Annotated in this window: 25 protein-coding genes; 8 read left to right on the forward strand and 17 right to left on the reverse strand. The window is 65.7% G+C overall.

Annotated features, from left to right (window positions below):
• The 6 genes from AC1DSF_RS14960 to AC1DSF_RS14985 are packed head-to-tail and all read right to left on the reverse strand — an operon-like array spanning position 1 to position 6,749.
• Positions 1-1,272, reverse strand: coding sequence for an amino acid deaminase (locus tag AC1DSF_RS14960; protein ID WP_478183035.1), 1,272 nt, complete (start codon positions 1,270-1,272; stop codon positions 1-3).
• 17 nt (positions 1,273-1,289) lie between these two features.
• Positions 1,290-2,273: an ABC transporter ATP-binding protein gene (locus AC1DSF_RS14965; RefSeq protein ID WP_478183036.1), complete on the reverse strand. Its 984-nt coding sequence runs from the start codon at positions 2,271-2,273 to the stop codon at positions 1,290-1,292.
• Positions 2,270-3,316, reverse strand: a complete 1,047-nt coding sequence (locus tag AC1DSF_RS14970) for an ABC transporter ATP-binding protein (RefSeq protein ID WP_478183037.1) — start codon at positions 3,314-3,316, stop codon at positions 2,270-2,272. The genes AC1DSF_RS14965 and AC1DSF_RS14970 overlap by 4 nt, the downstream gene beginning before the upstream one ends.
• Complete coding sequence (locus AC1DSF_RS14975) at positions 3,313-4,143, reverse strand: ABC transporter permease (protein WP_478127087.1); 831 nt, start codon at positions 4,141-4,143, stop codon at positions 3,313-3,315. Before AC1DSF_RS14975 ends, AC1DSF_RS14970 begins: the two co-directional genes overlap by 4 nt.
• 32 nt (positions 4,144-4,175) lie before the next feature.
• Complete coding sequence (locus AC1DSF_RS14980) at positions 4,176-5,126, reverse strand: ABC transporter permease (RefSeq protein ID WP_478126965.1); 951 nt, start codon at positions 5,124-5,126, stop codon at positions 4,176-4,178.
• 18 nt (positions 5,127-5,144) lie between these two features.
• Positions 5,145-6,749 (reverse strand): ABC transporter substrate-binding protein, encoded by a 1,605-nt coding sequence (locus AC1DSF_RS14985; RefSeq protein ID WP_478183038.1) that lies wholly within the window; start codon positions 6,747-6,749, stop codon positions 5,145-5,147.
• 112 nt (positions 6,750-6,861) lie between these two features.
• Between AC1DSF_RS14985 and AC1DSF_RS14990 the strand changes: the two genes are divergently transcribed.
• The 3 genes from AC1DSF_RS14990 to AC1DSF_RS15000 are packed head-to-tail and all read left to right on the forward strand — an operon-like array spanning position 6,862 to position 8,821.
• Entirely contained in the window at positions 6,862-7,260 is a 399-nt protein-coding gene (locus AC1DSF_RS14990; protein ID WP_478126967.1) for a RidA family protein, read from the forward strand.
• The gene (locus tag AC1DSF_RS14995; protein WP_478183039.1) at positions 7,257-8,162 is read left to right on the forward strand and encodes a 2-dehydro-3-deoxygalactonokinase; all 906 of its coding nucleotides are present in this window, start codon (positions 7,257-7,259) and stop codon (positions 8,160-8,162) included. The genes AC1DSF_RS14990 and AC1DSF_RS14995 overlap by 4 nt, the downstream gene beginning before the upstream one ends.
• Positions 8,159-8,821: a 2-dehydro-3-deoxy-6-phosphogalactonate aldolase gene (locus tag AC1DSF_RS15000; protein WP_478183040.1), complete on the forward strand. Its 663-nt coding sequence runs from the start codon at positions 8,159-8,161 to the stop codon at positions 8,819-8,821. The genes AC1DSF_RS14995 and AC1DSF_RS15000 overlap by 4 nt, the downstream gene beginning before the upstream one ends.
• Before the next feature lie 6 nt (positions 8,822-8,827).
• Here the strand turns inward: AC1DSF_RS15000 and AC1DSF_RS15005 are convergent, their stop codons facing one another.
• From AC1DSF_RS15005 to AC1DSF_RS15025, 5 genes are all read right to left on the reverse strand, one after another.
• On the reverse strand, positions 8,828-10,915 hold the full coding sequence (locus AC1DSF_RS15005) for a site-specific recombinase (RefSeq protein ID WP_478145693.1): 2,088 nt from the start codon (positions 10,913-10,915) through the stop codon (positions 8,828-8,830).
• Positions 10,916-11,073: 158 nt separating this feature from the next.
• The gene (locus tag AC1DSF_RS15010) at positions 11,074-11,796 is read right to left on the reverse strand and encodes an SDR family oxidoreductase (RefSeq protein ID WP_478183041.1); all 723 of its coding nucleotides are present in this window, start codon (positions 11,794-11,796) and stop codon (positions 11,074-11,076) included.
• 41 nt (positions 11,797-11,837) lie between these two features.
• Positions 11,838-13,274, reverse strand: a complete 1,437-nt coding sequence (locus AC1DSF_RS15015; protein ID WP_478183042.1) for an MATE family efflux transporter — start codon at positions 13,272-13,274, stop codon at positions 11,838-11,840.
• Positions 13,271-14,542 (reverse strand): MFS transporter, encoded by a 1,272-nt coding sequence (locus AC1DSF_RS15020; protein WP_478126973.1) that lies wholly within the window; start codon positions 14,540-14,542, stop codon positions 13,271-13,273. Before AC1DSF_RS15020 ends, AC1DSF_RS15015 begins: the two co-directional genes overlap by 4 nt.
• Entirely contained in the window at positions 14,535-14,999 is a 465-nt protein-coding gene (locus tag AC1DSF_RS15025; protein WP_478183043.1) for a MarR family winged helix-turn-helix transcriptional regulator, read from the reverse strand. Before AC1DSF_RS15025 ends, AC1DSF_RS15020 begins: the two co-directional genes overlap by 8 nt.
• Before the next feature lie 52 nt (positions 15,000-15,051).
• Between AC1DSF_RS15025 and AC1DSF_RS15030 the strand changes: the two genes are divergently transcribed.
• Together AC1DSF_RS15030 and gloA are read left to right on the forward strand one after the other, a co-directional pair.
• Positions 15,052-15,594: a PaaI family thioesterase gene (locus tag AC1DSF_RS15030; RefSeq protein ID WP_478126975.1), complete on the forward strand. Its 543-nt coding sequence runs from the start codon at positions 15,052-15,054 to the stop codon at positions 15,592-15,594.
• A gap of 55 nt (positions 15,595-15,649) precedes the next feature.
• On the forward strand, positions 15,650-16,060 hold the full coding sequence (gene gloA / locus AC1DSF_RS15035) for a lactoylglutathione lyase (RefSeq protein ID WP_478126976.1): 411 nt from the start codon (positions 15,650-15,652) through the stop codon (positions 16,058-16,060).
• Here gloA and AC1DSF_RS15040 read toward each other — a convergent pair.
• From AC1DSF_RS15040 to AC1DSF_RS15060, 5 genes are all read right to left on the reverse strand, one after another.
• On the reverse strand, positions 16,057-18,168 hold the full coding sequence (locus AC1DSF_RS15040; RefSeq protein ID WP_478183044.1) for an O-linked N-acetylglucosamine transferase, SPINDLY family protein: 2,112 nt from the start codon (positions 18,166-18,168) through the stop codon (positions 16,057-16,059). The genes gloA and AC1DSF_RS15040 overlap by 4 nt on opposite strands.
• Positions 18,168-18,893: a haloacid dehalogenase type II gene (locus AC1DSF_RS15045; RefSeq protein ID WP_478126978.1), complete on the reverse strand. Its 726-nt coding sequence runs from the start codon at positions 18,891-18,893 to the stop codon at positions 18,168-18,170. The genes AC1DSF_RS15040 and AC1DSF_RS15045 overlap by 1 nt, the downstream gene beginning before the upstream one ends.
• The gene (eda, locus tag AC1DSF_RS15050; protein ID WP_478145699.1) at positions 18,890-19,531 is read right to left on the reverse strand and encodes a bifunctional 4-hydroxy-2-oxoglutarate aldolase/2-dehydro-3-deoxy-phosphogluconate aldolase; all 642 of its coding nucleotides are present in this window, start codon (positions 19,529-19,531) and stop codon (positions 18,890-18,892) included. Before eda ends, AC1DSF_RS15045 begins: the two co-directional genes overlap by 4 nt.
• Positions 19,522-21,360: a phosphogluconate dehydratase gene (gene edd / locus AC1DSF_RS15055; RefSeq protein WP_478145700.1), complete on the reverse strand. Its 1,839-nt coding sequence runs from the start codon at positions 21,358-21,360 to the stop codon at positions 19,522-19,524. The genes eda and edd overlap by 10 nt, the downstream gene beginning before the upstream one ends.
• A 97-nt stretch (positions 21,361-21,457) precedes the next feature.
• Entirely contained in the window at positions 21,458-21,994 is a 537-nt protein-coding gene (locus tag AC1DSF_RS15060; RefSeq protein ID WP_478127088.1) for an OmpA family protein, read from the reverse strand.
• Between the two features lie 129 nt (positions 21,995-22,123).
• Between AC1DSF_RS15060 and AC1DSF_RS15065 the strand changes: the two genes are divergently transcribed.
• Positions 22,124-22,792: a gamma-glutamylcyclotransferase gene (locus AC1DSF_RS15065; RefSeq protein WP_478126981.1), complete on the forward strand. Its 669-nt coding sequence runs from the start codon at positions 22,124-22,126 to the stop codon at positions 22,790-22,792.
• Positions 22,793-22,797: 5 nt separating this feature from the next.
• The gene (locus AC1DSF_RS15070; protein ID WP_478126982.1) at positions 22,798-23,343 is read left to right on the forward strand and encodes a superoxide dismutase family protein; all 546 of its coding nucleotides are present in this window, start codon (positions 22,798-22,800) and stop codon (positions 23,341-23,343) included.
• Here the strand turns inward: AC1DSF_RS15070 and AC1DSF_RS15075 are convergent.
• On the reverse strand, positions 23,330-23,914 hold the full coding sequence (locus tag AC1DSF_RS15075) for a nucleotidyltransferase family protein (RefSeq protein WP_478126983.1): 585 nt from the start codon (positions 23,912-23,914) through the stop codon (positions 23,330-23,332). The genes AC1DSF_RS15070 and AC1DSF_RS15075 overlap by 14 nt on opposite strands.
• Positions 23,915-23,936: 22 nt before the next feature.
• On the opposite strand from AC1DSF_RS15075, the gene pdxH reads away from it, so the two are divergent.
• Complete coding sequence (pdxH, locus tag AC1DSF_RS15080; RefSeq protein ID WP_478126984.1) at positions 23,937-24,602, forward strand: pyridoxamine 5'-phosphate oxidase; 666 nt, start codon at positions 23,937-23,939, stop codon at positions 24,600-24,602.
• The last annotated feature ends 2 nt before the right edge of the window (positions 24,603-24,604 follow it).

Genomic DNA, 24,604 nt, shown 5'->3' on the forward strand with positions numbered 1-24,604 from the left:
TCAGAACCGAGTGCTGATGGCGCCCGTGACGGCCATGTCGTCTTCGACGAGGGCCATCCAGCGCCACTTGTCGAAGGTCGTGCAAGGATGCGAGATGCCGAGCGCCACCCGGTCGCCTACTTTCGGTACGGCGCCAGACGGATCGAAGCGCAGGTAGGCGTGCTGATCGTTGAGGGCGCTGACTGTCCAGCCTGCAGGCGCATCGGCCGCGACTCGCGCCCCGCGCGGCGCATGGCGCACGGGGATCGGCATCTCCAGGTCATAGGAGATATCGCGCCGGCCGCAAGTCAGGAGCGCCAAGCCGGGCTCCGGCACCGATTGAACGATGGCCCACACTTCAAGCGCGGCGCGCAAGGAGCTATCCAAGCCCTCGCGCTTCTCGACCTGCTTCAGAAAGCGCGCGTAGTTGCCGTCATCGTGCGTGACATAGCAACCGGAGCGCAACACGCCTTGCACCGGCCGGGACATGCCTTGCGCGCGAAGCAGCGGCACCACCAGGTCGAACACCGCCGAGCCGCCTGCGGTAAGCAGCATCGTGTCTTCATGGAACAGGTTCTGTGCGTCGCAGCGGCGGGCCACTTCGAGCACACGCTCGACCAGCGCCGTGACTTCGCGCGCGTCGTGTTCGCTGTCGCAGCGGGCAAGGCCGCCTTCGTAGCATTCGATTCCACCCAACTGCGCAGCGGGCGATCGCGAGATGGCCTCGGCGAGTGCAAGCGCTTCTTCGAGCGTGCGGCAGCCAGTGCGCTGGCCCGGAATCCCGATCTCCACGAGGACATCGAAGCGGCGCCTGCTCTGGCGGCGCTTCGCCCAGTCTTCGATCAGCGACAGTTGCGCAATCGAATCGACAAGGAACCAGACGCGCAGATCGCCGTATCCGGCCAGCAGCATCTCCAGCCCGTCGAGGTCCGCATCGCACACGACCTGGTTGGCGATGATCGCGCGCCGCGCTCCGGCCTCGACACCGACCGCAAGCTGGTAGATGGTGGCGAAGGTCAGTCCCCAGGCGCCTCCGGCAAGTTGTTGCGCGAACAGTTCGGGCGACATGGTGGTCTTGCCGTGCGGCGCGAGAGTCACGCCCTTGCGCCGTGCGTAGTCCTGCATCCAGGCGATGTTGTGCGCGAGCGCCGAGCGGCGAATGACTGCCAGCGGATACGCCAGATCATCAGCCAGCACGTTCCAGCCCTTCTGTCCGATGTCAGCGGCGCGGCAGGGCGCGGCATGCAGCGGATAGCTCTTGCTTCGATGGTCGAGGATCAGTTCTTCTGTCATGTTTGTTCCTGGCATCTTCAAAGGTCGTCGCGCCAGCAGGCGTGCCAATGTCCGGGCCGCACTTCGCGCAATTGCATGTCGGCACCGGCGCAGCGCTCTTCCGCCAGCGGACATCGCGTGCGAAAGACGCAGCCCGATGGCGGATTGGCAGGGCTCGGCAAATCGCCCTGCAGCAATGGCACCACCCGGCGTTGCGCCGGATCAGGAATTGGCGCCGCTGCGAGCAGCGCACGCGTGTAGGGATGCCGCGGACTTGCATAAAGGGCCTCGGTCGGTGCGATCTCCATCACCCGGCCGAGATACAGCACGACCACGCGGTCGCACAGGTACTCCACGACGTCGAGGTCGTGCGAGATAAAGAGCAGCGTGAGGCCGAGTTGCTCCTTCAGTTCGCCCAGCAGATTGACCACTTGCGCCTGTATCGACACATCAAGTGCGGACAGCGGCTCGTCGGCGACGATGAACTGCGGTTCCACCGCCAGAGCGCGTGCAATACCGATGCGCTGGCGCTGCCCGCCCGAGAACTCGTGCGGAAAGCGTGCGGCATGTTCGGGGCGCAAGCCCACTTGCTGCAGCAGTTGATCGATGCGCCCCTTGCGTGCGCTGCCCTTGGCCAGCCCGTGCGTGTCGAGTGCTTCCGCCAGCACGTCGCGAATGCGCATGCGGGGATTGAGGCTCGCGTAGGGGTCCTGGAAGATGATCTGCACCTTCGAGCGCAATGGCCTGAACTGCGATTGCGACATCCCCGCCAGATCCTGCGGTGCCGCATCCGATCCCGTCGGCTGGTAGAGCATCTGCCCGCCTGTCGGATCGACGAGCCGAGTCAGCAAGCGGCCGATGGTGCTCTTGCCCGAGCCCGATTCGCCGACCAGTCCCAGCGTCTCGCCCTTGCGGATGCTGAAGCTCACGTCATCGACCGCGCGCACGGGATGGCTGCCCTTGCCGAAGTATTTGCGCAGGTTGCGCACCTCCAGCAGGTTGTCGTTTGTCGCGGTCGTCATGCGGCCTGCTCCTCGATGAATCCGACGCAGCGAACCATGCGCTGGCCGCCCGCCGATTCGAGCAGGGGCATGCGGGCATCGCAAGCCTCTTGGCGGAATGCGCAGCGCGGCGCAAAAGCACACCCGGGCGGTGGTGCGAAGGGGCTGGAGACCTGCCCCGGAATCGCCACCAACTGCGGACGCCGCCCCGCAGAGGCTCCAGGCACACCACGCCGCCGCGCCACGCCCGGCAAGCACGCCAACAATCCGCGCGTATAGGGATGGTCCGGCCGCGCGAAGAGATCGTGCACCGGCGCGGATTCGACGATCCGCCCCGCGTACATCACCGCCACCGCATCGGCATACTGCGCAACGACGCCGAGGTTGTGCGTGACGAAGAGCATGCTCATCCCCGTTTCTTTCTGCAAGCGCCCCATCAGCGCGAGGATTTGCGCCTGGATGGTCACGTCGAGTGCTGTCGTGGGCTCATCGGCGATCAGCAGCGTCGGATTGCACGCCATGGCCAACGCAATCATCACGCGCTGGCGCATGCCGCCGGAGAGCTGATGCGGATACTCGTTGACACGCTGACCCGCGGCGGGGATTTCCACCAGTTCGAGCATGCGCCGCGCGTGCGCAAAGGCGGCGCTGCGATCGAGCTTCAGATGCAGCCGCACCGACTCGGCGATCTGCTCTCCGATGGTCAGCACCGGATTGAGGCTCGTCATCGGCTCCTGGAAGATCATCCCCAGCTCGTTGCCCCGCAATGCGCGTTTGTCGGCCTCAGGAATGGCAAGCAGGTCGACGCGCAATCCATCGCGCCGCACGAACCAGGCCTCGCCTTGTACCTGTGCGTGCGAGGTCTTGGCGTGCAGGCCCATCAGCGTCAGGCTGGTGACCGACTTGCCCGAGCCCGACTCGCCCACCAGTGCCAGCGTTTCGCCAGGCCTGATGGAGAAGCTCACGTCGGCCACGCTCTGGATGCGCCCGGCTTCTGTCGCAAAGGAGGTGGAAAGCCCGCGCACTTCGAGGCGCGGCGTCTCAGATATGTTGGCGGCGCTCATGTCGCTTTCCTCAGCTTGGGATCGAGCAAATCGCGCACGCCGTCCCCCAGCATCTGCAGCGACAGCGCCGTCAGCACGATCGCAAGGCCGGGGCAGAAGATGGTCCAGAAAGCCTTGTCGGCGTAATCAAGACTGCCGGCGATCATCGTGCCCCACGTGGGAATATCGGGCGGCACACCAACGCCGAGAAACGAGAGCCCTGCTTCGGCGAGGATGGCATAGGCAAAGATGAAGGTCACCTGCACGAGGATCGGCGACATGAGGTTGGGCAGGATGTGCTTGCGCAGGATGCGCGGCGTGCGCACGCCGAGCGCACGCGCCGCATCGACGAAGAGCAGTTCGCGCAGCACCAGCGTCGTTGCACGCACCACACGCGCCACACGCGGCGTATAGACGATGACCAGCGCCAGCATCACATTCCACAGCGACACGCCGAGAATCGACACCAATGCAATGCCCAGCAGGATGTCGGGAAAGGACATCATCGCGTCGACCACGCGCATCAGCGGCGCGTCGAGACGGGGAAAGAAGCCGGCGAGCATGCCCAGCAGCGTGCCGAAGAGCACCGCCCCCGCAGCCGTCACGAAGCCGATCAGCAACGAATAGCGCGCGCCATGCACGATGCGCAGCATGACGTCGCGGCCGAGCTCGTCGGTGCCGGCCCAATGCGTCCACGACGGCGCACGCAGCCGCTCGCCGATCTCGATGGCGCCCGGATCCGCATCCGAGAGCCATGGGTAGATCACCGCGACGCCGACCACCAACAGCAGGACGATCGCCGCGGCAAGCACCACCTTGCGCGAAAACAGCCGCCGCGCGAGAGGCATCACGCCTGTCATGAAAGAAGTCACGGCGGCTTTCATTTCGACCCCAGCCGGATGCGCGGATCGACCAGCGTGTACACGAAGTCGACACCCAGGTTGATGAACACGTAGATCGCAGCGATCACCAGCAGCGTGCCTTGAATCACCGGATAGTCGCGCCGCAATACCGCGCGCACCACGAGGTTGCCGACGCCGGGAAGGTTGAACACCGTCTCGGTCACGACCGTGCCGCCGATCATCAAGGCCAGCGTGAGACCGAGCACCGTGATGATCGGCACCAGGGCATTGCGCAGCACGTGCTTGACCATGATGACGCTCTCCGGCAAGCCTTTGGCGCGGGCAGTTCGCACATAGTCTTCGCCGAGGATGTCGAGCATCGACGCTCGGGTAAAGCGGATGATCAACGCTGAGTTGAGCAAGCCAAGCACCAGGGCGGGCAGCAAGAGGTGATGCAGCCGCTCTCCCAGCGATGCGCTCGGATCACCGTAGCCCGATGCGGGGAACCAGCCGAGCTTGACGGCGAAGAACTGGATGAGGATCAACCCCAGCCAGAAACTCGGGACGCTTGCGCCCAGCATGGCCACGCCGCTCACGGCCTGATCGGCTGCACTGCCGCGCCAGACGGCAGCCGCCATGCCCGCCGGAATGCCGATCAATGCCGCGATGCCGACCGCGAACAGTGCGAGAAACAAAGTCGGCTCCGCACGCTCGAGCAGCGCCTGCGCAACGGGCCGCTGCAAGAACAGCGACTGCCCCAGGTTGCCATGTAGCAGCTCTCCCACCCACAAGACGAACTGCGTGGGCAGCGGCTTGTCGAGCCCATATTGCGTGCGGGCATGGGCGATGTCCTCGGCAGTGGCCTGGTCGCCAAGCAGAAGCGCGACAGGATCTCCCGACGCGAGGCGCGTCAGCGCGAAGACCAGCACCGCCACGATGGCGAGCACCACCAGTGCACCGGCGAGGCGTGAAAGCAGGAAGCGCAGCATGAAAGGAGCCCGAGGCGCTTACTTGGCGAGGCCGGTGTTCCAGAAGAACGGCCAGATCGCCGGCGTGAAGCCCTCCAGCTTTGCCGAACGTGCCGACAGGCTGTTGAACTTGCCGACTTCGATGAAGGGCACTTCGTCATAGACCGTCTGCTGTACCTGGCCCCACAGCGCACCGCGCTTGGCCGGATCGCTTTCCTTGTTGAAGGCGCTGAGCGTCGACTTCTTGGCCGGCGTATCCCACCAGCCCGGCGCGCCGTCGCCCAGTTGCGGCGGCGAGAGCATCGGCTCCGGAAACAGGCCCGAATGCGTGAAGTAGACATCCCACAGCTTGGCGTCGTTGCGGCGCTGCACGAGCGTCGCCCAGTCGACCACCTGCAGGTCGGTCTTGAAGCCCGCCTTCTTGAGTTGCTCGGACATCACGAGCGCCATGTTGTAGTGAAACTCGTATTGCCGGCTCGCCATGATGCGGATGGGCTGGCCGTTGTAGCCGGCCTTCGCCGCGAGATCCTTGGCCGCTTGCGGATTGCGCGTGTTGTAAGCGTTGGCGCCGGCTGCGGAGTAGTAAGGCGTCCCCTTCGGAAAGAAGTTGGGCTCGACGACGAAGAAGCGGTTGTCTCCGAAGCCCGCGGCCATCAGTTCGCCCTCGCCCACTGCCGTCTGCACCGCACGGCGCAGCGGCTGGGAGGCCAGCACGCCTTCCTTGGTGTTGAACACGATGTATGGAAAGCCGAAGTTCTTCGTCACGATCGGCACCACGGCCGGGGCGCCTTTCTCGATTCGGCCGACGGCCTCCACCGGCAGCAGATCGGCGTACTGGAACTGCCCGGACAGCGAGCCTTCGACGCGCGTGTTGGCATTGGGCACGGGCACAAAGCGCAGTTCGTCGAGCAGCGCCTCGCGCCGGCCGGCATAGCCGCTCGGCGCTTCCTTGCGGGCGGTGTAGCCGTCATGGCGCACCAACACGGTGAACTGATCCGGACGGCGTTCCTTGAACTTGTAGGGGCCGGTTCCGATGAATTCCTTGAGCTGCGGCGCGATGCTTTCCTTGGCCATGATGGCCGCCATCCCGCTGGGCAATGCGAGCTGGGCCAGCAGTGGCGCGTAGGGGTTCGCAAGCTTCAGCTCGACAGTGAGCGGGCCCTTGGCCGTGAGCGAAGCGACTTCCTTGCCGACGGCCTTGCCACGTGGCGAGAGTTCCATCCAGCGCTGCAGCGAAGCCACAACGTCATCGGCATTCAGGTCACGCCCGTTGTGGAGCTTCACGCCCTTGCGAATCGCGATCGTGTAGGTCAGGCCGTCCTTGGAGACCACCGGCATGCCTTCGGCCAGCATCGGCGCAATATTCCAGTTTGCATCGAAGGTGTAGAGAGGCTCGTAGACGTGCTGCATGATGGTGCCCACGAGGTCGGCCGTGCTGGTCATCGGGTCGAGGCCCTGCGGCTCGCCCACCATGGCGAGGTTGGCAGCGCCTCCCTTTGCGGGCTCGGCCCACATGGCACCCGGCAAGATGGCCAACGTGAATGCGGCGGCAAGCGCGCCTGCGACACTCCGCCAACGCGGCGCGCGCACCGGGTTCAAGGGAGAAAAGCCAGGGGTCGGTACAGTGATCGCGGACGTTTGCATCGCGGCTCCATGAGTAATAACATTACATCATCGATCGTATTTACAGCGGTATCTCACGTCAAACGGGGGTTTACCCTCGTATTTTCTGTAATTTCATTACAAGCTCATCACCATGTCCCAAGTTGAAATGCTCGGCCAGTCGCCCATCGCCTCAGACCGCCAGGCTCGTCCGCTGTCGCCCGCCACCCGCGCGGGCGATTTCGTTTTTGTATCGGGCCAGGTACCGACTGACGACCAGGGCCAGGTCATCGTCGGCGGCATCGAAGCGCAGACGCGGCAGGTCTTCAAGCGCATAGAACAGGCGTTGGCGCTGGCCGACTGCACACTGGCCGACATCGCCAAAGTCAGCGTCTGGCTGAACGACGCGCGCGACTTCGGCAGCTTCAACCGCGTGTACATGGAGTGCCTGGGCGATCATCGGCCTGCGCGTTCCACGGTCGAGTCGCGGCTCATGATCGACGCGAAGGTCGAGATCGACGTCACTGCGTACAAACCCCGGGACCGCCCATGAGCCACACACGCCTTGTTGCCGTCGACTGGGGGACCAGTTCGCTGCGCGGCGCGCTGATCGATGCCGACGGGCACGTGCTTGAAGAGCAAAGCCATCTGCGCGGCATCCTCACCGTCAAGAGCGGAGGCTTCACCGAAGTGTTCGAGACGCTCTTCGGCGACTGGATGCGTCCGCAGGGAACGCGCTGCCTCATATCGGGCATGGCAGGAAGCAAGCAGGGATGGGTCGAGGCGCCCTACTGCCCTTGCCCGGCAGGACTCGCCGAAATCCGCAACAGGGTGATGGAGATCGAACCCGGCCGCATCTCGCTGGTGCCGGGACTGAGCGACATGCACGACGGCGTGCCCGACGTGATGCGCGGAGAGGAAGTGCAGATTCTCGGCGCGATGGCACTGACCGAATTGCGCGACGGCCTCTTCGTGTTGCCCGGCACGCACAACAAATGGGCCCGGGTCAAGAACGGCATGGTGACGGGCTTTCGCACCTTCATGACGGGCGAGTTCTACGCGGTGCTGAGCCAGCATTCGATCCTCGCGCGCACGATGGATACCTCCGCGCCGCTCGACGAAGCCGCTTTCTTGCAAGGCGTCACGCAATCGGACAACGGCCAAGGTCTGCTGCACAACGCGTTCGGCGCGCGCACCCTCTCGCTGTTCGAGCGCATGCCGGCACGCGAACTCTCGAGCTATCTCTCGGGCATCCTCATCGGGGAAGAACTGCGCACGCAATCGCTGCATGCTGCGGGCGAGGTGGTGCTGATCGGTTCGCCTGCGCTCACCCAGCGCTACATGCTGGCCCTGCAGGCCTCCGGCACCAGGGCCAGGACGCTCGGTGCCGAGGCAACCTGGGCCGGGCTGCATGCACTCCACACCAACCACACCAATGGCCATCGCAAATCATGACCTCTACAGTCAACACCGCCACCACGGCGTCGCAGAAGTTCGATGCCGCCATGAAGCACCTGCCGCTGGTCGCGATCCTGCGCGGCCTGACGCCGGAAGAAGCTGCCGACGTGGGAGACGCCCTCGTCCAATCCGGCTTCCGGCTGCTCGAAGTTCCGCTCAACTCGCCGCGGCCCCTCGAGAGCATTGCCTTGCTTCGCCAACGCTTTCCTGACGCGCTGGTCGGCGCCGGCACAGTGCTCGATGCACAGCAGGTGCGCGACGTACACGCCGCCGGCGGCGAACTGATCGTCGCGCCGAACTTCAGCGCCGAAGTCATCGCCGAAGCGAAGCGGCTCGGCCTCGTCAGCCTGCCCGGCGTCATGACGCCGACCGAAGCCTTCGCGGCGCTGGCCGCGGGCGCAGACGGACTCAAGCTGTTTCCCGCGGAACTGGCAACCCCCGCGGTCGTGAAGGCGATGCTCGCGGTGCTGCCCAAAGGCACTTCGCTGATGCCAGTCGGCGGCATCTCGCCCCGCAACATGGACGAATGGCGCGCCGCGGGCGCAGTGGGCTTCGGCATCGGCTCCGCGCTGTACAAGCCGGGCAAGAGCGCCGACGCGGTGCGCGAAGACGCGCAACGCTTCGTGGCGGCTTTCAGCGGAGTACAGCGCGCCTGAGCTCGGTCAGGCGCTCGGCCGCGCGCTGGGCCAGAAGAGGTCCATGGGCCGGCTGCGAACGCGCTGCCAGACGCTGTTGTAGAGCGACCGCACGTCCGCATTGCGCAGCGCGCGCGACCGAACAGCCATGTGGAAGGCCAACGCAAAGCTCACCGCGACATTGAGCACCGCCATGCTGCCGATGCCGGCAACGGCCCACCACAGTTCAGACGATCGAAGCGGTGCCGTACCGAGCACGCCCAGGGCCACGCCGACCGATCCCGCGCTGAGCGTCACATGCCGCACCTCGAAATTGAACACCAGGGCCGAGTGAATGGCCGGGATCAACCCGAGCATGAACCCGAGCGACACATTGCCCGCGACACCCGCGATGTTCAAGCGCCAGAACGCCGCCAGCCGCGCCATGCCAGCCACGCCGAAGGTCATGCGCAGGCGGCGGTTGTATTCGAGCGAATCACCGACCCGATGCAATACGAACCAGTTGTCCACCCAACCCGCGAAAAGGCTCGAAGCCCATAGCAGCACGCCGGTCAGAGCGGCATAGATCGGCGTCGGCCCCAGCAGAGAGAAAGACTGCAACGTTGCATGCGCCTTTTCCGGAGAAATCATGTCTGTCTGGAACAGGGCGCGCCAAAGCAACGTGACGCCGAGGCAAACCGGAAAGACGGCCAGCACATTGCCCAGCACCGCTGCCGCTTGCGTGCGGATCAGCGCCAGCACGGACGTCACGAACTCGTCCATGCCCTGCTCTGTCCCGGCGGCGTCGAGTTCGCGCGCGAGGGTCGGTGCGGTCATCGCGGGTTGTTTCGTCGCAAGCGAGAAATGCAGGAAGTGGATCAGCAGGAAACTCGCGGCGTAGTTGACGGACGCCAGAAGCCCTTCGATCAGCGACGGCAGATGAGCCCCGCTGATCCCCAGCTTGAGGCAAACGGTGATCACCGTCACCAGACCGCCGCCGAGCGCCATCCGCAGCATGCTCAGATACTCCTGGCGATCGCGCGTGATGTAGTGCTCGCCGGTCTCGGCGTTGTATTCGACCACCTTGCGCGCGAGCAGCGAGAAGTTGCTGCTCAGCAGGTGCGACATGCTCTGGCTTTCGCGGTTCGCCTTGACGAGCTCGGCCGTCAGCCGCGCGAGGGCGCGCATGTCGTCCGACGCCATCCACGCGTCCAGCAGGTGCTCGGCGCGCGCGATGCGCATCCGCATGCGCTCCATCTGGAACACGATGTCGACGCTCACGCCATTGCGATAGAGATTGCTGAACACATCGTCAATGGCGATGCGGCATTGGTCCAGCAGCACCCGCAGGTAGTTGACTTCGCGCAGCAGCCGACCGGGCTCTGCACCGCTTTCGACTGCCTCGTGCGCCGCTTCTACCGCGAGCATCGCGCGCGGGAGCCGATAGAAGGGCTGCGACTCGGTCGCGACGCGCGCGTCGGCGTCGCCGAGCTTGCCGCGCACCAACTGAGACATGCCGGTCGAGCTGATCTGACAGGTGAGGTTGTGCAATGCCGCGAGCAGATCGAGTGAGAACGCGCCCACGCGCCGCGGGTCGTCCGCCGAGCCGTGGTCGAACAGTTCGCGGATGCGAAGGAGCAAGTCGGACGGCAGGGTGTCGATCCAGTCGGCATCGGCGCTGGACGTGAACATCAGCGTGAACAGCGCACTCAGTTCGCGCCGGTTCGGCGTCGGCGGAATCATCAATGACTGAAAGCGCTCGGCCAGCGCGCCGAAAAGGCCGGAGTGGATCGGCATGCCTGCGTCGCACAGCAGCGAAATGCCGTCGCTCTCGCGGAGCACCGCTCGCAAGATGCCGGCGACGTTGCCCTTCCAGGCAAGGTTGCGGTCGAGCACGTGGAGCAGATAGCGCACCCGCGCGTGGATCGAAGCGGCCCGTGACTTGTCCGCGATACGTTCAGTGGCGTCGGCCAGAAGCTTGTCTCGGCGATGAATCCAATGCGCAAGCTCGATGAGCCATTCGTTGCGCTGGGCGTAGGAGGCGTTCGCGTTGGCCATGGCCAGCAAGGCGTCGAGCTGATGCCCGGCATCTCGCGAAGCGCGCCACCTCTTGAATGCGGTGAACAGACGAAGCATGTATCTTCCAGAAGGCGCGACGCTGGCGGAGTCGGGCGATCGCGGCAGCGGTCAAGGCGCATGCCGATGCTTCTGAAAACAGGATCCGATCCGCGCCGCGTCGACTCCGCAGAGCGCCGATCGAGGGGTACGGATGATAGCTGCCGCCGGCTCGCGGTTCAGCCCGCCGGATTCGCCGCCGGGTTCACCGCATACGGTGGCGCATCGGCGGAAAGGCCCGCCTTGACCTGTCGCGTCAGCGGATCGGCCAAGAATTCGAACCGCCCTGCTTCGAGTGCGTCGAAAGTCTGCTTCGCCACATCGTCCGGAGATGCCTTCGGGCCTGGCGCGCCACTCGCCATGTCGGTGTCCATGAAGGCCACATGCAGGCTCAACACCTGTGTGCCCTGCTCGCGCAACGCGGAGCGCAGCCCGTTGCTCAGCGACCAAGCGGCCGATTTCGAAGCCGAGTAGGTCGCGGAGGTCGGCAGCGTGAGCCAGCTCAGGACCGACAGCACATTGACGATGGCGCCGCCGCCGTTCGCCGCCAGCACCGGGGCAAAAGCGCGGCTCATGGCCCAGGGGCCGAAGAAGTTGGTCTCGAATTCAGCACGCGCGGCATCGAAGGCATCGCTGGTGCCGAAGAGGCTCACGCCGCGCGAGATGCCGGCGTTGTTGATGAGCAAGTCGACGTCGCCGCACGCGCGGGCTGCGGCCTCGATCTGCTCGGGGCGCGTCACGTCCAGCGCGACCGGATGCACGCCGGCAAGCGTGATGCTGGCCGGATCGCGAGCTGCCGCATACACCTTCTTCGCACCACCGGCGAGCGCCGCACGCGCAAACGCGAGACCGAGCCCGCGATTGGCGCCGGTGACGAAAACCACGGAGTCCTTGATCTGCATACTTGCCTTCAGGAAGTTTCGGGAAAAATCAGGAGAGTCGATCAGGAGAGTTGCATGCGGCGCAACAGCCCTGTCGTGGTGCGGGGCCAGCCGATACGGCCAAACCAGACGCCGCCGGCGACGGCTGCAGCCGTGACGCCGCCGTAGACCATCAGCGCGAGGCCTTGCGCGAAGAACACATGCATGAGCGTGCCGCCCCAACGCAGGGCGATCCAACCGCCGATCCCGGCGACCACGAGACGCGCAATGTTTCCGATGACAGGCCACAGCAGTCGCCCTGCCCCCTGCGATGCGAAGTACAGCACCAGCCCGACGCCGAAGAAGCCATAGAACGGCCCGGCTGCACGCAGATACTGCGCGCCTGTTTCGAGCATTGCCGGATCGCTGCCGAACAACATCAGCCAGGGTCTCGGGAACAACGCAGCAGCCAGGCCGATGGCGCCTGTCAGCACAAAAGCGATGGCAGCACCGGCCCACGTCGCATGCAATGCCCGCTCGCGCTGGCCAGCACCGATGCAGGTGCCGACCATGGCGACCAACGGTGCGCCGAGCCCGAACACGAGCGGCACCAGCAGGTATTCGAGACGTGCAGCCGTGCCGTAGCCGGCGATCGCACCCGGGCCGAAATGACCCGACAGCGCCGTCGCGATGCCGATCGACAGATTCGTCGCGACAGTGGAAATTGCGCCAATGAGGCCGATGCGCAGGATGTCGCTGAACAGCGGCCAGCGAAAGCGCGCGTTCGCCATCGAAGGCTTCAGCAGACTGCGGCTGGAGCGAAGATAGATCCAGAGCGCGACCGATCCGCCAAGGTAGTAAAGCAGCAACGCGACGGCACCGCCGGCAATCCCCAAGCCCGGAATCGGTCCCCAGCCGAAAATCAGCAATGGCGACAGTGGAATGAGCACGACAACGCCGGCGACAGTCACGTTCGCCGGTACGGCCATGTTGCCGGTTCCGCGAATCACCGCGGCCAGCGAATTGAAGAGCCACACCAGCACAGCACCCGCGAACACCACGTTGGAGTAGGCCATCGCCGCGCCGAGCGACGCGCCGGTCCCGCCCATGAGCATGTAGAGCCAGCGACCGCCGAGCAGCAGAACCAGCATGAAGAGCAATCCGAAGCCCAGGGCGATTGCGATCGCATGCAGCACCAGCGCGTCGGCATCGTCGCGGCGCCGCGCGCCGAGCGCACGTGCAATGGACGAAGCGATGCCGCCGCCCATCGCGCCGGCCGATGTCATCTGCATCAGCATCACGATGGGGAAGACCAGCGCCATGCCGGCAAGCGCATCGGTGCCCAGCTTGCCGACGAAGTAGGTTTCGATCAGCCCCACGGACGCCTGCGCGATCATCACCAGCACATTGGGCGCGGCAAGCCGCAGCAGCGTCGGCACGATCGGCGCTTCGAGCAACAGCCGCGTGCGCGGATCGACGCCTTGGGGCGCGCTCATGGCGGCACGCTCTTGAATGCTCATGCTGCCGCCTTGGCGAGCATTGCGGGCCGCGCTTCGCGAATGGGCAGGTTGATCAGTGCTGCGCCGGCTGCGAGGGCAATGTCGATGTACCAGACGATGTCGTAGCTGCCGGTGGCCTGGAACACATAGCCGCCGAGAAAGGCGCCGAGGAAGCCGCCGATCTGGTGCGCCAGCATCACGATGCCGAACAGCATCGCCATGTTGGCCGGCCCGAACATCTTGGCGACCAGCCCTGCCGTGGGCGGCACCGTCGAAAGAAAGGTGATGCCCATCACCGCCGCGAAGATCAGCATCACTGCTGGCGTCTTGGGAGCCAGCAGGAAGACGAGCACCGCAATGCCACGCGTCGCATAGAGCAGCGCCAGCAGCGACTTCATGCGCCAGCGCCCCACGGCCCAGCCCATGGCCAGGCTGCCGACGATGTTGAAGAGGCCGATCATCCCGAGTGCCCACCCGCCGATCTCCGGCGGCAGGCCGCACGCGGCGATCACGCCCGGCAGGTGCGTGGCGAGAAACGCCACATGGAAGCCGCAGACCAGGAAGCCGAGGCTCAAGTAGCGATAGCTCGGCGTTCCGATCGCCTGGCCGATGGCTTCGCGTGCAGTAAGCGGCTTGATGCCGCTGGCGGCCGCGGACTGCGCTGCGAGTTGATTCGAGTTGCCCTTCAGCACCAAGACGGCAGGCAGCGCCAGCAGGATCAGAACGGCCAGCCATTGCATTGCGCTCGCCCAGCCAACGGTGGCCATCAGGCCGATTGCGATTGGCGCCATGGCGAACTGGCCGAAGGAGCCGCCCGCATTCACCACACCCGTGGCAAGACCGCGCTTGTGCGCCGGTACGAGGCGCGTCGTCGCGGCCATCAGCACAGATGGCCCGGCCATGCCTGCGCCTCCGGCGGCCAACACGCCGATGGCGAAGATCAGGCCACCCGTCGTGCTCATCAGCGGCGTAATGAAGGTGCCGAGCGCGACCAACACCACGCCCATGAAGACCACGCGCCCCGTGCCGATGCGATCGGCCACCGCGCCCGCAAAAGGCTGTGTCAGGCCCCACCACAGCTGCCCGAACGCGAAGGCGAGACTGATGCTGCCGATGCCCAGGCCCGTCGACGTGTTCAGCGAGGAGAGAAACAAACCCATCGTCTGCCGCACGCCCATGGTCAGCGCGAAGGTGCCGGCGGCCGCGAGAAGCACCAGGCCGATGGCGAAGCCCGCGGCTGGTGCGACTGGTGCGACAGGCGCTGCAGCGGTGATGTTTCGATCATTCATGGGCGTTTTCCTCGGTCAGTTGGTCGGCGATCTGCAGCAGTTCGATGCTTTCGTCGATCAGCGCATGCAGAGCCACCACACGCTCGATCCCGAGCACTTCATTGAGCTGCTCTTGCGCCGCGCGCCAATGGCGCTGGGCTTCGGCGCGCTTCTCGCGGCCTTCGTCCGTGATTTCGATAAGGCGGCTGCGCGCGTCGGGTCCCTCGCCCTGCAGGAGCCAGCCGGCGGCAATCATCGGCTTGAGATTGCGCGTCAGCGTCGACGCTTCAACGCCCATGGCCTGCGCCAGGTCCACCGGCCGCAGCGGCCCCAGGTGAAGCACGTGCGACAGCAACGAGTACTGCGTGGTCTTGAGCCCGCTCTTGGCGACCTCCGCGTCGTAGTGGCGCGCGACCTGCCGCATCAAGTGACGCAACCTGAAATTGGTGCAGCCCTGGGGTTTGACGATGGCATTCATGCGAACGATTGTAGCTACAATCATTGTATATGCAACTGTTAAGGAAACCTGAATGACATCGACGGATCGACTGGCTGCCTGGATCGCCGAGGAAGACGCCATCAACAAGCGGCTCGACGCTGGCCCTGGGCCCGGTCTCGCAAGGCCAGACCAGATTGCCGGCAAGACCGGACTTGAAGTGATGCAAGCGATGCTTCAAGCGGAGATTCCGTACGCCCAAATGGCGAAGACCCTGCATTTCCAGCTGATCGACGTCGCGGCAGGTCGCGCGGTCTTCCAGGGAACGCCGCTGCAAGAGCACCTGAATCCGCTCGGCACCGTCCACGGAGGCTGGTTTGCCACGCTGCTCGATTCGGCACTCGGCTGCGCGGTGCACACCATGATGCCGGTCGGCCGCGCCTACACCACGGCTGAGTTGAGCGTGAACCTGGTCAAGGCGCTGACGCCCAAGGTCCAGCGCGTGCGCGCCGAAGGCACTGTGATCCACTGCGGCAGGCAGCTTGCGACCGCCGAAGCCCGGCTCGTCGGCGCGGACGGCACCCTGTATGCACATGCGACGACGACCTGCCTGGTGTTCGAGATGCCGAATCGCTGATCCCGCGCCCAAGCGCGACAATCGTCGACCAACAATTTCAACGGCGACCCACGAGATGCGAATCCTCCACACCATGCTGCGCGTTGGCAATCTCCAGCGCTCCATCGATTTCTACACGCAAGTGCTCGGCATGCAACTGCTGCGCACCTCCGAGAACTCCGAATACAAGTACAGCCTCGCGTTCGTCGGCTACGAAGGCAATCCGGCCCAGGCTGAAATCGAACTGACCTACAACTGGGGAACGGAAAGCTACGAGCTCGGCACCGCCTACGGCCACATCGCACTGGGAGTCCCTGACGCATACGCGGCGTGCGAAAAGATCAAGGCGTCCGGCGGCAACGTCACGCGCGAAGCCGGCCCGGTCAAGGGCGGCACCACGGTCATCGCTTTCGTGACGGACCCGGATGGCTACAAAATTGAACTGATCCAGCGCGCCGAAGCCGCTGCGGGCGGCGGACTGCGCTAGAGCACCGGCTCGGCGGCGTCGCTGATCCGGATGTGATCGGGCGCCAAGCCGCGCTGATGGCGGTCCCACATCGCCTCGTAGGCCGCTTCGATCCGCCGTGCGAAAAGCGGCGAATCGAACAGCGGCATGGTCTTGCGATTCATCTGCAGTCGGCCACGAAGTTCGGCGAGGCGTTCCGGCGAGGTCGCCAGCGCCAAGGCCAATGCTTCGTACGCCTCAACGGTGTGGGTCACCAGCTCGGGCAGGCCTACTGCGCCGAGTAAGCTCGCGCAGACGCGTGAAGCGAAGGTCGGGCCGGCCAGCGTCAACACGGGAAGCCCACTCCAGAGCGCATCGCCCCCCGTCGTGTGCGCGTTGTAGTGGAAGGTGTCCAGGAACAGATCGGCATGGGCGTGCCGCGCCAGATGCTCAGCCAGCGGCATGCGCGGCGCCCAGACGATGCGCTCCGCACCCGCGCCGCGCCGGCTCGCTTCGGCCTCGATCGCACTGCGGGCATCGGCGTTGCCCTCCAGCAGCCACAGCACACTACTGGGCACGTTTCGCAGCAACCGCATCCAGACGTCGAACACGTCTGGCGTGATCTTGTAGTTGCTGTTGAAGCACGCGAAGACGAAACCATTGGGCGGAAGGCCCGAGCTTTCGCGGGTGGTCATTCCCTCGGCGACGCGCTTCGTGTTGTCGTTCGCTTGGTAGGAGTCCGGCAGCACGACGATCTTTTCCGCGTAGTGCGCGTATTCGTCCGGCGCGATGAGCGTCGCATCGGCCACGATGTAGTCCATGTAGTCGCAGCCCATGGTGCCGGGGTAGCCGAGATAGTTGACCTGCACGGGCGCCGCGCGCCGCGCGAAGATGTCCGGCCGCGCGCCTTCGGTAAAGCCGTTGAGGTCGACCGCGATGTCGATGCCGGCATCACGCGCCATGGTTGCGATGGCTGCATCGCTTCGGTCCCCGACATGCGCGAAATGATCGAAAGCCGCCGCAATGCGCGCGCCCATCTCGTCGCGCACCGGAGGCCCAAGCGCAAAGCCGAACCATTCGAAGCGACCGCGATCGTGGCACTCCAGCACGCGCGCAATCAGCTGCGAGACCGGATGCTCGCGGAAGTCGGTCGAAAAGTAGCCGACCCGCAGCTTTCGCCCCGGGTCACGTACAACCGGAGCGAGAACTGCTGTCGGCTCGCGCGCGGGGTGCTTGTCCTGCGCATAGGTGCGAGCACATTTCAGCAAGATGGCCGAACTCGCGGGCGTCGCGGTGAGCGCGAAAGGCATCGCCGCCTTTTCACCGGCTTCGACCCGCGCCACGATGTCACCGACCTGATCCGCCCAGCCGTCCCATCGGCCGGCGAACATCGCCGCATGCAGCCGCTGCCCGCGCAGATAGTCCGTATCCGGCGCAAGACGGGCGACCTCGTCATAGCAGGAGAGCGCTTCGGCGTGTCGCTTGAGCACGGTCAGCGTGGCGGCGCGGTTCATCAAGGTGGGCACGTCTTCAGGCGCCAGCGCCAATGCGCGTGTATAGCTTTCAAGTGCGTCCGGCCCGCGACCGAGTTCGGTCAGCACCGTGCCGCGATTCGCCCAAGCCTGTACGAATTTCGGATCGAGCGTCAGCGCGCGGTCGTAGTGCTGGAGCGCCTGCCCGAATTGCTGCAATGCCGCCAGCGTGTCCGCAAGGTTGGACTGCAATTCGCGCGATCGCGGATTGAGACGCTCGGCCCGCCGAAAAGCCTGCAAAGCGGCGTCATGCGCCCCGAGCGCACTGTGCGCTACGCCCAATTCGTGCAGCCCCTCGAAGAATTCTCCGGCCTGCTTCATCGCGCGATCGAACGATCCCACCGCCTCGCGCGCCCGCCCGCGTTGCAACTGCGCTCGTCCGAGATAGAACAGCGCTTCCGGGGAACACTGGGGCAGGGCTGCCGCCTTCTCCAGGAATTCCTCGCATGCCGCCAGGTCCTGGCGATTGCCGCAGATGTACGCCAGCAGCTCGTAGGCCTTGGCGACCTTCGGATCGCGCGCGATCACCTTGCGCAACAGATCCTCGGCAAGCGCGGCTTGCCCGGCCCTGAAGTGGCGCTCCGCCTGAGCCGTTTGCTGCGCCGTGGATTGAAGCATCAGCAGCCCAGCAGATCCGCCAGATGGCCGATGTCGCGAGCGTGCAGCGTGTTCTCGGGCTGGGGCGACACATCCTTAGGCCGCGAAGGTCCGAATTCAAGCGGCCGCTCGATGTAGCCGGTGCGCAGTCCGCAGGTCCGCGCAGCGGCCAGGTCATCGTGATGCGCAGCCGCCAGCATCACCTGCCCGGGAGATACGTCGAAGACACTTGCGACGCCGACATAGGTGCGCGGGTCCGGCTTGTAGGCCTTGAACACTTCGGCGGAAAGCACGCAGTCCCATGGCAGTCCGGCGTGCTTGGCCATTTCCGTCAGCAGGCCGATGTTGCCGTTCGAGAGCGTGCAGATGATGTACTTGCGCTTGAGCCGTGTCAGCCCCTCCACCGTGTCGGCCCACGCGGGGAGCCGGTGCCATGCCTTGTTGAGGTCGCGCTTTCGCGTCGCATCGAGATCATCGATGCCGAAGTCGCGCAGCACGTTGCCGAGCATGCCCATGTGCAGTTCGTCAAGCAGCGTGAAACCGCCCTCGCCTGCCGCGATTCGCGCCATCACGCTCCGCATGGCGGGCTGGTAGCCTGCCCGCCAGGCCAGCGCAAAGGCGCCTCCGTCGACGCCCGGGACGATTCGCTCGGCCTCGGCGGCAATGCCGGAATACCAGTCGACGACCGTGCCGAAGACGTCGAAGGCGATGACCTTCAGGTCACCGAGCTCAGCCGTGCCGCTCATCGCGCCAGCTTGCTCGCCTCGCGCGCGAGCGCCTCGATCCGGGACCAGTCACCGGCGGCAATTGCGTCCGTCGGTACGATCCACGACCCACCGACGCAGGCGACATTGGCGAGCGCAAGAAACTCATGCGCATTGCCCGCGTGAACGCCGCCAGTCGGGCAGAACTTGACGTCGCCGAAAGGCCCCTGCCAGGCCTTCAACATGGCAAGCCCCCCCGCCTGCACCGCAGGAAAGAACTTGAGCTCGGTGAAGCCATCCTCCTGGGCAAGCATGATTTCGCTGCCCGTGGCAACGCCCGGGAGCAGCGGCAGACCCAGGTCGTGGCAAGCCTTGCCCACCGCGCGCGTGTAGCCAGGGCTCACGCCGAACTTCGCGCCCGCCAGCGCCGACGCCTGCGCATCGGCGGCGCTGCGGATCGTGCCCGCACCGGCGACGGCCTCGGGCACTTCCTTGGAGATGATCTCGATGCATTCGAGCGCTTCGCGGGTGCGCAGCGTCACTTCGAGCATGCGGATGCCACCCGCCACAAGGGCGCGCGCCAGCGGCACTGCGTCCTTGACGTCGTGCAGCACGATCACCGGAATCACTGGCGCATCGCGCATCACGTCGAGCGCGGAAATCGATTCGGTCACAGCCATGTGCAGGCTCCTTCTTCTGCTGTCAATGCATTGCGGCGCATGCCGGCGAACAGGTCGCGACCCAGGCCAAAGCCGTTGGCCACACGCTGCTCCGGCGATTGGGTCGCGGGCTGGCGCGACGTCCATTCGTCTTCGGGAAGCAGCACGGTCAGCGTGCCGGCCACCGCGTCGAGCCGGATCAGGTCGCCGTCGAGCACCTTGGCGAGCGGACCGCCGGCGGCGGCCTCGGGAGACACATGGATCGCCGCCGGCACCTTGCCTGAAGCGCCGCTCATGCGCCCGTCGGTGACCAGCGCCACCCGGAAGCCCTTGCCCTGCAACACGGACAGAGGCGGCGTCAACTTGTGCAGCTCGGGCATGCCGTTGGCCTGCGGGCCTTGCCAGCGCACCACGCAAACCACGTCGCGCTCCAGCTCGCCGGCGTTGAATGCCTGCTGCAGCGCGGCTTGCGAGTCGAACACGCGGGCCGGCGCCTCGATCACGTGCCGATCGTCCGGAACGGACGAAACCTTGATCACGCTCCGGCCGAGATTGCCGCTGAGCAGCTTCAGCCCGCCTGTCGCGCTGAAGGGCGCGGACACGGGTCTCGTCACGGCGTCATTCCGAAGCGGAGCGGCGGGCTGCCACTTGAGCGAATGCTCGTCAGAGGGCGCACCGGACAGCGCCGGAATATTCGCGAACTCGCGAATGCCGCCAGCCCGCACCGTCAGCACGTCTGCGTGCATCAGGCCGGCGTCGAGCAGTTCGCCGATCACGAAGCCCGGACCGCCTGCAGCCTGGAATTCGTTGACGTCGGCGCTGCCGTTGGGATAGACCCGCGTCAGCAGCGGCACGACATCGGAAAGCTCCGAGAAGTCGTTCCAGTCGATGAGGATCCCGGCCGCACGCGCGACCGCAACCCAGTGGATCAGGTGGTTGGTCGAGCCGCCCGTCGCAAGCAGTGCAACCATCGCATTGACGATGACGCGCTCGTCGACCATTTGGCCGATCGGAGGCACGGCATGGGGTGCATCGGAAGCGCGCCCCAGCACGGTGCGCGCAGCTTCGCGCGTCAAAGCCTCGCGCATCGAATCGCCGGGCTGGATGAACGCCGTTCCGGGCACGTGCAGTCCCATGGCTTCAAGCAACATCTGGTTGCTGTTGGCCGTGCCGTAGAAGGTGCACGTGCCTGGGGCGTGATAGGCCTGCATTTCGGCCTCGAGAAGCCCCTGCCGCCCGACCAGCCCCTGGGCCGCCTGTTCGCGAACCTTGGACTTGGCGCTGTTGGAGAGCCCCGAAGGCATCGGCCCCGCCGGCACGAACACCATCGGCAGATGCCCGAAGTGCAAGGCGCCGATCAGCAGCCCCGGCACGATCTTGTCGCAGACGCCGAGCAGCAGCGCGGCATCGAACATGTCGTGCGTGAGCGCCACCGCCGTGCCCATCGCGATGACGTCCCGGCTGAAGAGGCTGAGCTCCATGCCGGGCGTTCCCTGCGTCACGCCGTCGCACATCGCCGGCACGCCTCCCGCGACTTGCGCGGTGGCGCCCTGGCGGCGAGCCTCGTGCTTGATGATGTCCGGATAGCCTTGGTACGGCGAATGCGCCGACAGCATGTCGTTGTAGGCTGTGACGATGCCGATGTTGGGTGCGCGCTCGGCCACCACCTTGATCTTGTCGTTGGCAGGAATACCCGCAACGGCATGGGCCACATTCGCGCAGCCCATGCGGTCCGAACCGCGATCACGGTCGCGGATTTCGCTCAGACGCTGGAGGTAAGCGCTGCGCAGCGGACGGCTGCGCTCGCGGATACGGTCGGTGACATCGCGGACTGTGGGGTGTGTAGTCATGGAATTTGTCGCACTGCCGATGAGCTGCCATGTGCGGCAGCTCGGGGGTGAATCGTACCGGCTCCCGCGAGGCACTGGTGGAGGCACTGGTGTAGGGCTAATCCACCAACTTCACTTCGACCCGGCGCGCTTCCGCGTCGTCGCCGGTGCCGGCGGTCACGGGCGGTCGCTTCAGCTCGATCTTGTCCGCAGGCACGCCCAGGCCGGTGAGGACATCGCGAACCATTCCGGCGCGCTTCTTGGCGAGTTCCTCGTTCAGCGCCGCGTCTCCGGTGGTGTCGTGGAAGCCGGACACGACTGCCTTGTGGCCGGCTTCGACGCCCTTGATCACGATCGCCAGTGCTTCGGCAGCGCCGGGCGCGATGTCGGCGCTGGCCGTTGCGAAATAGAAGTTCACGACGTCGCCCGCGACGCGAATGCTCGCGCCTTCCGGAATCACGACGGTCACGGTTTCCGTGACGACGGCCACGGTGGTCGCCGGCGCGGCTGCGGACGCGGCGACGGGCCCGGCCGGCGCGGCGCTCATGTGATTCCTCTGGTAGAGCACGATGCCGATCACGAAGAGGATCACCAACGCTATCAACCCCATGACCAAGGCGAGGATGAAATTCTGCTGGCTGTCGTCTTCGTTCATCACTGACATGGGCGGGTCTCCGTAATCGAGGGGTCGGTAAATAATGGTGCGGTGAACCATGATCACGAAATTGTAGGCGTCGCCCTCAGCAACCAAGCTGCCGACCCGGGCCCTCCGGGGCTGGACCCGATGCCCAAGCCCCTGCGGGACCCGAAGCCCATGCTCGACCGTGTGATCGACGAATGGGGCGGCCACCAGGATCTATGGCTCTTCGGCTATGGGTCGCTGATCTGGCGGCCGGAGTTCGGCTTCATCGAGCGCCTGCCGGCACGAGTGCACGGCTGGCACCGCGCGCTCAAGATGTGGAGCCGCGTCAATCGCGGCACCGTCGAAAACCCCGGGCTGGTGTTCGGGCTGTTGTCGGGTGGATGCTGCCGGGGGATGGTTTTTCGCGTGCCGGCCGCCGATGGGCTCGAAACGCTCGGACGACTCTGGCTGCGGGAGATGCCGACTGGCGTCTACGACCCGCGCTGGCTCGAATGCGAGACGCCGCATTCGACGGTGCGCGCACTCGCCTTCACCCTGTCGCGGCACAGCCCGAATTTCACCGGCGAACTGACTGACGAGCGCTATCGGCACATCTTCGAGACCGCGGTCGGCCGCTATGGGAGTTCGCTGGACTATGCACAACAGACATTGCTGGAGTTGAAGCACCACGGCATCCACGACGCGGCGCTGGCGAGGCTGGTCAAGCTGGCCGAATCCCGCCTGTCGTCGCAGGCCATTGGCAGCGATCAGCCGCCTCCGGTATACCCTTCGGAGCCATCGCTCTCACCCACGCCTCAACCCAAGGAGTAACGCCAATGCCGCACCTGCCGAGCCGATTGATCGCCATCGCTGCCACCTTTGCATCTGCCAGCCTGATCGCTGCTTGCGGCACCATGGGCTCGGGAGTGGGCGCCACCGCCAATCTCGCGCCGACCGCAGCGATTTCGCCGAACCCGACCATGGGCAAGGTGACTTTCACGCCGCTCGAACATGGCGTGCGCGTCGCGGGCGAAGTGCGTGGTCTTCCGCCTGGCACCGAGCATGGCTTCCATATCCACGAAAAAGGCGACTGCGGCGACAACGGCAACGCGTCGGGCGCCCACTTCAATCCATCCGGGGGCACGCATGGCAAGTTCGCAGCGCCGGGCAGCCATGCGGGCGAGTTGCCCAGCTTGGTCGCCGATGCCAGCGGTGCAGCCAAATTCAGTGTCGACGTGCATTCGATTTCGCTGACGGAAGGCGCGGTGAACAACGTGGTCGGACGGGCGCTGGTCGTACATCGCGACCGCGACGACTTCACCTCGCAGCCGGCCGGCAACTCGGGCCCGCGCATCGCCTGCGGGCTGATCACTCGCGGCTGAGCCGCTCCAGCAGCAGCGATTCGGCGTGCGCCAGCTGCTCGGGCGTGTCGATGTCGGTGACGATGCCGACATCGTCCACCTCGATCTCGGCGACCTGGTGCGTCTCCCGGAGCGCCCGTAGCACGGCCGCTGCTCCCACATTGCCGGACAGCGCCGCCAGTTGCGCGCCGCATGCCGCCGCAAACCCGACCGGGTGACCTCTCTGGCCGTCGTAGTGTGGCTGAGCGGCGCGCATCGGCTCGACCAAGGCCCGAGCGATGGCGAGCAGAGTGGCCGGCTGGACCAAGGGCAGGTCGGCCGGAAGAATCAGCCAGCCGCCCGCATCGGGCGTGGCGCGCACGGCCGCTGCGATCGAGTCGCCCATGCCGGGGTGCCCCACGTCCTCGACATGCCATGGCAAGCCGCTCGCACGCACCGAGGCGAGCGTGTGCGCAAGCACTGTCGCACTGCCCAGCGGCGCCTGGAGTTTGTGTCCGACGCCGCCGGCCGCCTTGAAGCGCTCGCCACGGCCGGAGGCCAGCACGATGACCGTCGGCCGACGGGGCTCGGACGCTTCGTTCAGCTCATTCATCCCCGCAGTATCTTCCCTTCGCATGCGCAACAATGGCGGCATGAGTTCTCCCACCGAATCGCTGGCCGCACTGCGCAAGAGCTACGAGCGCGCCGAACTTGACGAAAACGGCAGCGCCGCCGATCCGCTGCAGCAATTCGAACGCTGGCTGGCCGAGGCTATCGACGCCAAGCTCCCCGAGCCGAACGCGATGACGCTGGCCACCGTCGGCGGCGACCTGCGACCTTCCACCCGCATCGTCTTGATCAAGGGCTACGACGCTCGCGGAATCGTCTGGTACACGAACTACAACAGCCGCAAGGGTCAGGACCTCGCCGGCAACCCGTACGCGGCGCTGCAATTCCACTGGGTCGAACTCGAACGGGTGGTGCGCATCGAGGGCCGCGTCGAAAGGGTCAGCGACGCCGAAAGCGACGCCTACTTTGCAAGCCGCCCGCTCGATTCGCGCATCGGCGCGTGGGCCAGTCCGCAAAGCGAAGTCATCAGCGGGCGCGACGTGCTGGTGAAGAACGCCGCGGTGCAGGCGGCGCGACATCTGCTTTCGCCGCCACGGCCGCCGCATTGGGGCGGCTTTCGGCTGATGCCCGATCGCTGGGAATTCTGGCAAGGCCGCAAGAGCCGCCTGCACGACCGGCTTCGCTATCGGATCGAAAGCGGCGCCTGGGTGCGCGAACGCCTCGCACCCTGACG

Source organism: Variovorax sp. 01N429, assembly GCF_056399425.1.